This window comes from Streptomyces sp. NPDC127119 (assembly GCF_042677425.1).
Classification (GTDB): domain Bacteria; phylum Actinomycetota; class Actinomycetes; order Streptomycetales; family Streptomycetaceae; genus Streptomyces.
Genome location: NZ_JBHXTO010000227.1, coordinates 1 through 9,312, shown reverse-complemented (window position 1 = coordinate 9,312; position 9,312 = coordinate 1). Strand labels below are relative to the sequence as shown.

The following is a 9,312-nucleotide window of genomic DNA, read 5'->3' as shown; positions in this document are numbered from 1 at the left end:
GGGTGGCCGGGGGCCCGGCCACCCCGTCGCCGCTGCGCCTGCCCGGACACGTGCACGGCTACGTGCAGGACTACTTGCAGGGCTACTTGCCTAGCGCGCCGAACCTCCGTACCGCCAGCGGGAAGAAGACCGCCAGCAGGGCCAGCGGCCAGGCGATCGCCGCCCAGACGTGCCCCGCCTCGGCGCCCGGCGAGCCGAACAGGTCGCGTACCGCCGTCGCCGTCCGGGACAGCGGGTTCCACGCGACGACCGTGGCCAGCCAGTCCGGCATGGACTCGGGGGTCGCGATGGCGTTGGAGAGGAAGCCGACGGGCCAGACCAGGATCTGCACGGCCTGCACCATCTCCGGTCTGCCCGCCACCATCGCCAGCAGGATGCCGATCCACAGCATCGCGAACCGCAGCAGCAGAAGCAGGCCCACGGCGCCCAGGAAGGCGCCCAGGGTGCCGTGCGCGCGCCAGCCGAGCGCGTATCCGACCCCCATCAGCACGAACAGGCCGAGCGCCGACTGGAGCATGTCGGCGGCCGAACGGCCCACCAGGACCGCCCCGTCGGCCATGGGCATCGAGCGGAAGCGGTCGATCACTCCCTTGTTGAGGTCCTGGGTGACGGCCAGCATCGTGCCCTCCAGGCCGAAGGCCATGGTCAGCGCGAACATGCCGGGCACCAGGAAGTCGACGTAGTCGCCCTCGACGCCCCGGCCGCCGCCGATCAGATAGCTGAACATCAGCAGCAGCATCACCGGGAAGACCAGCCCGACCAGGACCTGGGCCGGCTGCCGCACCCAGTGGGCGAGTTCGCGGCGGGTCATGACCCAGGAATCGCTCAGCGCGTACGTGCTCACACCGCCTCCTTCGCGGGGTCGGAGCCGAGCTCGCCGTCCGCGGTCAGCCGCAGGAACACCTCGTCCAGCGTCGGCCGCCGCAGCGCCACGTCCTCAGCTTCGATCCCGGCCTCTTCCAGTGCCCGTACGACCCCGGCGAGCGCCTTCATGCGGTCCACGACCGGGGCGCTCAGCAGCCGCCGGTCCACGTCCACCGAGATCTCCGCCCTGGCGAGCGGCAGCAGGGCGACCGCGGCTCCCAGCCGGCCGCCGTCCCGCAGCACCACGTCGATACGGTCGCCGCCCGCCAGCGCCTTCAGCTCGTCGGCCGTGCCGCCCGCGACGATCCGCCCCCGGTCGAGCAGCGAGATCCCGTCGGCGAGCTGGTCCGCCTCCTCCAGGTACTGCGTGGTGAGCAGGACCGTCGTACCGCCGCCGACCAGGGAGCGCACCGCCTCCCACACCTCGGTCCTGCCCCGCGGGTCGAGGCCCGTGGTCGGCTCGTCGAGGAAGAGCACCTCCGGTTCGGTGATGAGCGAGGCGGCCAGATCCAGGCGCCGCCGCATACCGCCGCTGTACCGCTTGACCGGCTTGCGGCCCGTGTCCGCGAGGCCGAAGCGCTCCAGGAGCTCGTCGGCCCGCACGCGCGCGTGGCGGGCACCCAGGTGATAGAGGCGTCCGAACATCTCCAGGTTCTGGTGTCCGCCCAGTTCCTCGTCGAGTGCCGCGTGCTGGCCGAGCAGACCGATCCGGCGGCGCACCTCCCGTGCCCCGGTCACCACGTCGTGTCCGGCCACCTCCACCCGGCCCCCGCCGGGCCGCAGCAGCGTGGACAGGACCCTGACCAGGGTCGTCTTGCCCGCGCCGTTGGGGCCGAGCAGCGCGTGCACCGTGCCGCGCGCGACCCGCAGATCGAGCCCGTCCAGCGCGTACTTGTTCCCGTACCGCTTCCGCACGCCCTCGACGACAATCACGTCGGTCATCGGGCTCCCTCCATGTACAGCCGATCCCCCACAGGGAATCCCCGATTACTCAAACTTGACTACCCACGCACCGACGGAGGGTATGCCCGCGCAAGGCTTTGGTCAAACTTGATTAACCGACGTCTTCCGGATGCGTCCGCCCCGTGCTGTACGGGTTCTCCTCGCCCTCCGAGAGCACCCCGACGAACGGCTCGCCCTCCCCCGCGAAGGTGTACGCGCCGCCCTTGATCCGCTGGATCAGGCCGCGGGTCCACTCGGCGCCGCTGTCGGCGGAGTGGACCCAGAAGTTCATGATCTCGCCGATGTGACCGAGCTGGCCGGGCCCGTCGTCCGGCACATAGTGCTCGGTGACGGCCGTACGCCACTCCTCGATGCCCCGCACCCGCTCCTCCAGGAGTTCGAGCGCCTCCTCGCGGCCGAGGTCCACCACGAAGCCGAGCGCCGCGGAGAGCACGTCCGGCTTCTGGTCGTACGAGGTCAGGGACTCGCGCAGCAGGGAGAGGTACTCCGCCGTACCCTTCTCCGTGATCTCGTACTCCGTGCGCGGCGGACCGCCGACCGTGGAGGGCGCGATCTCGTGGGCGATCAGCATTCCCTGCTTCGCCATCTGCTTGAGCGCGTGGTAGATCGAACCCGGCTTGGCGTTGGACCACTCGTGCGCGCCCCAGTACTCCAGGTCGTTGCGCACCTGGTAGCCGTGGGCCCGGCCGTGCTGACGTACGGCGCCGAGGACGAGAAGGCGGATCGCTGACATGCGGTCAAGCCTAGGGGCTGTCTGACAATTCCCGTCGTCGCCCGGAGGGCGGCCGGGCGGCGTCAGGCACGCCCTAGGGCCGCCCCACGCGCCGGGCCCACCGGGACCCGGCGCGGACCTGTCGGCTCAGGAACCGCTCGATACCACTCGGAACCGCTCGGTACCCCTCAGAACGGGAAGAAGCTGCGGCCGTGCTGGACCGAGATCCACTTCTGGGTGGTGAACGCCTCGACCGTGGCCTCGCCGTTCAGCCGGCCCAGGCCCGAGGACTTCTCGCCGCCGAAGGCGACCAGCGGCTCGTCGTGCACGGTGCCGTCGTTCACGTGGAACATGCCCGTGTCGATCCGCTTGGCGAAGGAGACACCGCGCTCGACGTCGGCGGTGTGCACGGCGCCGCTGAGCCCGTACGGGGTGTCGTTGACGATCCGTACCGCCTCCTCCTCGCCGTCGAACGGCACGAGGAGCGCGACGGGGCCGAAGATCTCCTGCCGGAGAAGGTCGGACGCGGCGGGCAGACCGGTCAGGACGGTCGGCTCGACGAGGTTGTCGGTGGTGGTGCCCCGCACGAGCGCGGTCGCGCCCTCGGCGAGCGCCTGGCTCACGACGGACGAGAGCGCGTCCGCCTGCGAGGAGTTGATGACCGGGCCGATGACGGTCTCCGGGTCGCCCGGGTCGCCGACCTTGAGGGACTTCACCTTGGCCACGAACTTCTCGGTGAACTCCGTCTCGACCGAGCGGTCCACGAGGATGCGGTTCGCGGCCATGCAGACCTGGCCCTGGTGCACGAACCGGCTGAAGACCGCGGCGTCCACGGCGTAGTCGACGTCCGCGTCGTCCAGGACCACCAGGGCGCTGTTGCCGCCCAGTTCGAGGATCGAGCGCTTGAACTGCGCGGCGCAGACGGTCGCGACATGGCGGCCGACCTTGTCGGAGCCGGTGAAGGAGATGACCTTCGGGACCGGGTGCTCCAGGAAGGCGTCGCCGATCTCCGCGATGTCGGTGATCACCACGTTGAGCAGACCGGCGGGCAGGCCCGCGTCCTCGAAGATCTTCGCGACCAGGGAGCCGCCCACGACGGGGGTGTTCTGGTGCGGCTTGAGGACCACACCGTTGCCGAGGGCCAGGGCGGGCGCCACGGACTTCAGGGACAGCAGGAACGGGAAGTTGAAGGGGCTGATCACACCGACGACGCCGACCGGGACGAGGTAGAGGCGGTTCTCCTTGGTGTCGCCGGGCGAGGGGATGATCTTGCCCTCGGGCCGCAGCGCCAGGTTGACCGACTCGCGCAGGAACTCCTTGGCGAGGTGCAGTTCGAAGCCGGCCTTCAGCCGGGTGCCGCCGAGTTCCGCGACGATCACCTCGGCGATCTCCTGCTCGCGCTCCTCGACGATCCGCAGCGCCTTCTCGAACACGGCCCGCCGCGCGTACGGGTTCGTCGCCGCCCATTCCTTCTGGGCGCGGGCGGCGGCCCGGTAGGCCTCGTCCACCTCGTCGACCGTGGCTATCGTGATCGAGGCAAGCTTCTCACCGTCGTACGGATTGAAGTCGATGATGTCCCAGGACCCGGTGCCCGGACGCCATCGGCCGTCGATGTACTGCTGAGCCAGGTCGGTGAAGTAGGACGACGACATGTGATCCCTCAATCCCTTGCTGCCCGAGGCAACAGCCCATGCATCTTCACGGTCTGATCACATGTCATCGTACGGGTGTTTCAACTGAGTTGGAGCAGTCCTCTGAGCAAATCGCGGCTCTCGTCGGGGCCCGGACTGTCCTGCTGGAGCTCCTTCATCGCCTTCTCGTACTGGGCGACGTCCTCGCGCTTGTCCAGATACAGCGCGCTGGTGAGCTGTTCCAGGTAGACCACGTCCGACAGGTCGGACTCGGGGAAGCTGAGCACCGTGAAGGCGCCGCTCTCGCCCGCGTGCCCGCCGAAGCTGAACGGCATGACCTGGAGCCGTACGTTCGGGCGCTGGGAGATGTCGATGAGGTGCTGGAGCTGACCGCGCATCACGTCCCGGTCGCCGTACGGCCGCCGCAGCGCCGCCTCGTCCAGCACCACGTGGAACTCGGGCGCGCTCTCCGACACGAGGTACTTCTGGCGCTCCAGGCGCAGCGCCACCCGCCGGTCGATGTCGGCCCCGCTCTCGCCTCTCATGCCCCGGGTGACGACCGCGTGCGCGTACGCCTCGGTCTGCAGCAGCCCGTGCACGAACTGCACCTCGTACGAACGGATGTGGGCCGCGGCGCCCTCCAGGCCGACATAGGTCGGGAACCAGCTGGGCAGGACGTCCGAGTAACTGTGCCACCAGCCCGCGACGTTGGCCTCCTTGGCGAGCGACAGCAGTGACTTGCGCTCCGCCTCGTCGGCGATCCCGTAGAGCGTCAGCAGATCCTCGACGTCTCTCGTCTTGAAGCTCACCCGGCCCAACTCCATACGGCTGATCTTCGATTCGGAGGCTCGGATCGAGTAACCGGCCTTCTCCCGGGTGATCCCACGCGATTCGCGCAGCCGCCTCAGATGTGAGCCGAGCAGCATGCGCCGTACCACCGATCCCGACTCCTGCGCGCTCACGTTCGCCAGCCTCCCCAACCCGTCTTCAAGGGCCGCAGTCTGCCACTAAAACACTTCAAGCAGTACTCGTTCGGTTACAGAAACGGCAAGCTTCCAGGGGAGTTACACAGGAAACGACAAGGAGAAGACAAGCCAGACCCAGAAATGTGGCGGAGAGATGGCGGAAAAAAGCACCAAGAAGCGGTATGGGAAGGTCCAATTCGGGCGCGTGCACGTGCATCTGCCCTTGCATCTGCCGAACGCAGACGGAACGATGGTCTAGCGCCACCGCTGCATCGCAACGACCGCGAACCCCGGGAGTGCCTCGCATGGGGACGAATGGATCGACCATGCTGGAGCCGTTAAGGCAGGGGCTTCCGCCACTGGACCCGGCGGCCGTCTCCAACGCCGCCTCCTGCGCCCTCCCGCCCCGTTACGAAGCGGTGCGCGACGCACGGCAGTTCACCCGCCGCACGCTCGACCAGTGGGACGTGGGCAACCGCTTCGACGACGTCTGTCTGGTGGTCTCGGAACTCGTCACCAACGCGCTGCGGCACGCGCTGCCCGCGGACACCCCCCGCTCCGCCGACCAGGAACCGCCCGTGCGGCTGCACCTGATGCGGTGGACCGAGAGACTGGTGTGCGCGGTGCGCGACCCCAGCCACGACAGCCCGGTCGCGGGCGACTCCGACGACTTCTCGGCGGAGTCGGGACGCGGCCTGTTCCTGGTCGAGTCCTTCGCCGACGGCTGGGGATGGCACCCGCTGGCCAACACCCTCAACGGCAAGGTCGTGTGGGCGCTGTTCCGCCTGGGGCCCTCGGCGTGACGAACCGCGGCGCTTTTTTCGCGCCGCGGTTCTACGCGCGTTACGGGCTCCCGGGGCCACGGGCCGCTGTGGCCTGCCGCGGGGCGCGGGCCGGGAAGGCCGTATACACCCTTGTGCATCCGCCGCATCCGCCGCATCCGCCGCGTCCGCACGCGCCCCTGACGGCCGCCGGCGTCAGCCCGCTGTCAGGTGGTCGAACTCGCCGTCCTTGATGCCCAGGAGCATGGCCTCGATCTCCGCGCGGGTGTAGACGAGGGCCGGGCCGTCGGGGAAGCGCGAGTTGCGCACGGCCACCTCGCCGCCGGGCAGCCGGGCGAACTCCACGCAGGAACCCTGCGAGTTGCTGTGCCGGCTCTTCTGCCAGGCCGCCCCGTGCAGCTCCGTGGCAGCCATGCCGTTGTACACGTCGTGGTCCACAGGTCGCTCCCCGGTGGTGCATTGGCGTCTGTTGCCATAGATGCAGTGGTCAACTGCCCCGGATCATAGCTGTCTTCACATGCAGATGCATGGGCAGATGCACGTGCACGGGGGGTGTTCTCCTGGTTACAGGTTTGACGGTCGCGAAGCCCGAATCGTTCCAACTCCGCGCCCCGTCAAGGGAAGAGACGCACACCGGGCCGTTCCTGTTCCGAGACGGGCCCGCCCCGCCCGAAGAATGAACGGGCGGGGCGGGGGCGGCGGGCAGGCCGGGGCGGTCGAGGCCCCGGAGACCACGGGGACCTTGGGGGACCTGGGGAACAGAGGGGCCGCGGGCGCCTCCCGAAACGGGCCGGCGCCCGCGCGGCGGCCGGGACTAGCGGGACGCGTAGGGCAGCAGAGCCATCTCGCGGGCGTTCTTGATCGCGCGGGCCAGCCGTCGCTGCTGCCGGGCCGAGACCCGGGTGACCCTGCGACTGCGAATCTTTCCGCGGTCGGAGAGGAACCTCCGCAGAAGGTCCGTGTCCTTGTAGTCGATGTACGTGATCTTCGCCGCATCCAACGGGTTGGGGCGGGGCGCGGACGGCTTGCGTCCGGGACTGCGGGCGTTACGGGCGCCACCGGCACCGGCGTCACGGGCCATGGGGTCAGACCTCCAGGAGGATGTCGAAGGCGGGCGGGAGCCGCTTCCAGGCGGTGCGGCCGGCGGCGTACTCCCTGTCGGTCAGCAGGCAGGACTCCAGGAGCAGTTCGAGCCCGTCGCGGTCCAGGCCCGGCGAGGTGAAGACGAGGTGCTGGCAGCAGTCGCCGTGCTCCGGATGCCAGTCGAGCGCGGCGGCGGCCCGGCGCACCGGCGGCAGCATGTCCCAGGCCGCGTCGGGCAGGGACGCCATCCACGGCCCCGCGCTCTCCACGCACAGGGCGCCGCCGGCCGCGTCCCAGTGCAGCAGGGTGTCGGGCCGGTCCGCGAGCCAGAACCGGCCCCGGCTGCGCGCGGCGGCGCAGGCCAGGTCCTCCAGCGCCGCGTAGAGCCGCTCCGGGTGGAACGGCCGGCTCCGGTGCCACACGAGCGTGGCGACCCCGCACTCGTCCGCCTCCGCGGGCAGCAGCGCGCAGGCCGGATGCTGCGCAGCGGCGGCCGACTCCACGTCGAAGCCGGCGAGTGCCGCGGCGGCGAGGGCCGAGGGGGCGACCGGAGAGGGGTCGGACGCGGCGGGATCGATCGGAATCCGGCGGGCGGTCGGGTGGAGCTGGGCCAGCAGGGCGCGGTCCTCGTCGTCGGCCTCCGCCGAGTCCGCGAGGGCCAGGACCGGGGCGTACTCCAGCTGACGCGCGAAGGTGTCGGCGACGGTGCGCTGGTCGGTCGTGGCGGCGGCGAGGCCCGCGTCGGCGAGGTCGTCGCCGTTGCCGAGGTACGGGAGCACCAGCGCGGGGTCGACCGCGGTGATGACGCCGGTGAGGCGGAGTCCGGCGCTCGCGACCACCTCGGCCATCGCCTTCGGCTCGACCGAGTCCCAGAGCTCGACGATCGCGAGCCGGGTCACGCCGTCCGCCGCGAGCCGCTCCAGCTCCGGGACCAGGTCCTCGCGCAGGGCGCAGCACGCGCAGTCGTTGACCAGCGGCGCCTCACCGGCCGAGACGATGCCGGTGCGGTCGCGGACGGTCCGCACCACCGTGCCCTTCGCGGCCGTCGCGAGGTCGTGGTGCAGCGCCACGGCGCCCGGCACGTCGGCGAGCAGCCGCTCCACGGCCTGCCTGCGCGCGTCGGCGTGCAGCCCGCCGACGACGGCGACGGACAGCATCAGCGCTCCCCGCTCGTACGGTGGTTGGTGCCGAAGCGGCGTTCGAAGCGCTCGACGCGGCCGGCCGTGTCCAGTACGCGGGCCGTGCCCGTGTAGAAGGGGTGGCTCACGTTCGAGATCTCGACGTCGACGACCGGGTACGTGTTGCCGTCCTCCCAGTCGATCGTCTTCCCGCTCGTCATGGTCGAGCCGGTCAGGAAGGCGTGGTTCGCGGCCCGGTCCCGGAAGACGACGGGCCCGTACGCCGGATGGATTCCCTCGCGCATGACGCTCAGCGCTCCTCTCGGAAGTCGACGTGCCGGCCCGCGCGGGGGTCGTACTTGCGCAGGGTCAGCCGGTCGGGGTCGTTGCGACGGTTCTTGCGGGTGACGTACGTGTAGCCGGTCCCGGCCGTGGACCGGAGTTTGACGACCGGGCGGAGTTCGTTGCGTGCCATGTGGCTAGTATATGAAAACGAATCCCATTACCAATAACGGGAACGGAAGAGATCGAGAGAGGTACGTCACTCACCATGTCCGCACACTGCATGCTGACCGGGACCCGGCCGGGCTTCGGCAACTCCATCTCGCACTCGCACCGGCGCACGTCGCGCCGCTTCGACCCGAACATCCAGAGCAAGCGGTACTGGCTGCCGGGTGAGGGGCGGTTCGTCCGGCTGAAACTGAGCACCAAGGGCATCAAGACCGTCGACGTCATCGGCGTCGAGGCCGCCGTGGCGCGCATCCGGGCCCGCGGGGTGAAGGTCTGATGGCGAAGAAGAGCAAGATCGCGAAGAACGAGGCGCGGCGGGTGGTGGTCGCGCGGTACGCCGAGCGGCGGGCCGAACTGAAGGAGATCGTGCGCCGGCCGTCCTCCACGGAGTCCGAACGGCTCGCCGCCGGGCGGGAGTTGCGACGACAGCCACGGGACGCCGCGGCGGGTCGGGTACGCAACCGGGACGCGGTGGACGGGCGTCCGCGGGGCTATTTCCGAGCGTTCGGAGTGTCCCGGGTGAACCTGCGGGTGCTGGGGCACGGGGGTTACCTACCGGGGGTGCGGAAGTCTTCCTGGTAGGGGTTGTTGGGGGGGGGAGGGGGTGACTGCGGCCGACTTCGGACTGCGGCCCGGTGGGGAGGGGGTGACTGAGGCCGACTTCGGACTGCGGCCCGGTGGGGA

The 9,312-nt window shown here is 70.2% G+C and carries 13 protein-coding genes; 3 read left to right on the top strand and 10 right to left on the bottom strand.

All coding sequences use genetic code 11. The annotated features are described in order from the left end of the window. Positions 1-82 precede the first annotated feature (82 nt). The 5 genes from ACFVH5_RS42335 to ACFVH5_RS42315 form a co-directional block, all read right to left on the bottom strand. Complete coding sequence (locus ACFVH5_RS42335) at positions 83-844, bottom strand: ABC transporter permease (RefSeq protein ID WP_385839011.1); 762 nt, start codon at positions 842-844, stop codon at positions 83-85. Further along, positions 841-1,806, bottom strand: coding sequence for an ATP-binding cassette domain-containing protein (locus ACFVH5_RS42330; protein ID WP_385839010.1), 966 nt, complete (start codon positions 1,804-1,806; stop codon positions 841-843). Before ACFVH5_RS42330 ends, ACFVH5_RS42335 begins: the two co-directional genes overlap by 4 nt. Positions 1,807-1,918: 112 nt before the next feature. Further along, positions 1,919-2,560, bottom strand: a complete 642-nt coding sequence (locus ACFVH5_RS42325) for a PadR family transcriptional regulator (RefSeq protein ID WP_385839008.1) — start codon at positions 2,558-2,560, stop codon at positions 1,919-1,921. A gap of 167 nt (positions 2,561-2,727) precedes the next feature. Next, positions 2,728-4,191, bottom strand: a complete 1,464-nt coding sequence (locus tag ACFVH5_RS42320) for an aldehyde dehydrogenase family protein (RefSeq protein ID WP_385839007.1) — start codon at positions 4,189-4,191, stop codon at positions 2,728-2,730. Between the two features lie 80 nt (positions 4,192-4,271). Then, positions 4,272-5,096, bottom strand: a complete 825-nt coding sequence (locus ACFVH5_RS42315; protein WP_384801782.1) for a helix-turn-helix domain-containing protein — start codon at positions 5,094-5,096, stop codon at positions 4,272-4,274. Between the two features lie 344 nt (positions 5,097-5,440). Between ACFVH5_RS42315 and ACFVH5_RS42310 the strand changes: the two genes are divergently transcribed. Further along, positions 5,441-5,938 carry an ATP-binding protein gene (locus tag ACFVH5_RS42310; RefSeq protein WP_199854788.1) on the top strand — a complete coding sequence of 166 codons (498 nt, stop codon included), beginning with the start codon at positions 5,441-5,443 and terminating at the stop codon, positions 5,936-5,938. 174 nt (positions 5,939-6,112) lie between these two features. Here the strand turns inward: ACFVH5_RS42310 and ACFVH5_RS42305 are convergent, their stop codons facing one another. From ACFVH5_RS42305 to rpmG, 5 genes are all read right to left on the bottom strand, one after another. After that, positions 6,113-6,331 (bottom strand): DUF397 domain-containing protein, encoded by a 219-nt coding sequence (locus tag ACFVH5_RS42305; RefSeq protein ID WP_384801779.1) that lies wholly within the window; start codon positions 6,329-6,331, stop codon positions 6,113-6,115. Positions 6,332-6,731: 400 nt separating this feature from the next. Next, the gene (gene rpsR, locus ACFVH5_RS42300) at positions 6,732-6,998 is read right to left on the bottom strand and encodes a 30S ribosomal protein S18 (protein WP_385839006.1); all 267 of its coding nucleotides are present in this window, start codon (positions 6,996-6,998) and stop codon (positions 6,732-6,734) included. Positions 6,999-7,002: 4 nt separating this feature from the next. Continuing rightward, a complete protein-coding gene (locus ACFVH5_RS42295; protein ID WP_385839005.1) occupies positions 7,003-8,157 on the bottom strand; it encodes a GTP-binding protein in 1,155 nt (384 codons plus the stop codon). Next, complete coding sequence (locus tag ACFVH5_RS42290) at positions 8,157-8,423, bottom strand: type B 50S ribosomal protein L31 (protein ID WP_385839003.1); 267 nt, start codon at positions 8,421-8,423, stop codon at positions 8,157-8,159. Before ACFVH5_RS42290 ends, ACFVH5_RS42295 begins: the two co-directional genes overlap by 1 nt. Before the next feature lie 5 nt (positions 8,424-8,428). Beyond that, positions 8,429-8,593 carry a 50S ribosomal protein L33 gene (gene rpmG / locus ACFVH5_RS42285; RefSeq protein ID WP_149512176.1) on the bottom strand — a complete coding sequence of 55 codons (165 nt, stop codon included), beginning with the start codon at positions 8,591-8,593 and terminating at the stop codon, positions 8,429-8,431. A gap of 75 nt (positions 8,594-8,668) precedes the next feature. On the opposite strand from rpmG, the gene rpmB reads away from it, so the two are divergent. Both rpmB and rpsN read left to right on the top strand, forming a co-directional pair. Next, entirely contained in the window at positions 8,669-8,905 is a 237-nt protein-coding gene (gene rpmB / locus ACFVH5_RS42280) for a 50S ribosomal protein L28 (RefSeq protein WP_384801594.1), read from the top strand. Further along, a complete protein-coding gene (gene rpsN, locus ACFVH5_RS42275; RefSeq protein WP_385839002.1) occupies positions 8,905-9,210 on the top strand; it encodes a 30S ribosomal protein S14 in 306 nt (101 codons plus the stop codon). The genes rpmB and rpsN overlap by 1 nt, the downstream gene beginning before the upstream one ends. Positions 9,211-9,312: the final 102 nt, after the last annotated feature.

Excerpts from the sequence above, each read along its gene's own strand:
- ACFVH5_RS42295 (WP_385839005.1), bottom strand. The coding sequence starts at position 8,157 with ATGCTGTCCGTCGCCGTCGTCGGCGGGCTGCACGCCGACGCGCGCAGG.
- ACFVH5_RS42305 (WP_384801779.1), bottom strand. The coding sequence starts at position 6,331 with ATGGCTGCCACGGAGCTGCACGGGGCGGCCTGGCAGAAGAGCCGGCAC.
- ACFVH5_RS42315 (WP_384801782.1), bottom strand. The coding sequence starts at position 5,096 with ATGCTGCTCGGCTCACATCTGAGGCGGCTGCGCGAATCGCGTGGGATC.
- ACFVH5_RS42330 (WP_385839010.1), bottom strand. The coding sequence starts at position 1,806 with ATGACCGACGTGATTGTCGTCGAGGGCGTGCGGAAGCGGTACGGGAAC.
- rpsR (WP_385839006.1), bottom strand. The coding sequence starts at position 6,998 with ATGGCCCGTGACGCCGGTGCCGGTGGCGCCCGTAACGCCCGCAGTCCC.
- ACFVH5_RS42310 (WP_199854788.1), top strand. The coding sequence starts at position 5,441 with ATGGGGACGAATGGATCGACCATGCTGGAGCCGTTAAGGCAGGGGCTT.
- ACFVH5_RS42320 (WP_385839007.1), bottom strand. The coding sequence starts at position 4,191 with ATGTCGTCGTCCTACTTCACCGACCTGGCTCAGCAGTACATCGACGGC.
- ACFVH5_RS42325 (WP_385839008.1), bottom strand. The coding sequence starts at position 2,560 with ATGTCAGCGATCCGCCTTCTCGTCCTCGGCGCCGTACGTCAGCACGGC.
- rpmB (WP_384801594.1), top strand. The coding sequence starts at position 8,669 with ATGTCCGCACACTGCATGCTGACCGGGACCCGGCCGGGCTTCGGCAAC.
- rpsN (WP_385839002.1), top strand. The coding sequence starts at position 8,905 with ATGGCGAAGAAGAGCAAGATCGCGAAGAACGAGGCGCGGCGGGTGGTG.
- ACFVH5_RS42290 (WP_385839003.1), bottom strand. The coding sequence starts at position 8,423 with ATGCGCGAGGGAATCCATCCGGCGTACGGGCCCGTCGTCTTCCGGGAC.
- rpmG (WP_149512176.1), bottom strand. The coding sequence starts at position 8,593 with ATGGCACGCAACGAACTCCGCCCGGTCGTCAAACTCCGGTCCACGGCC.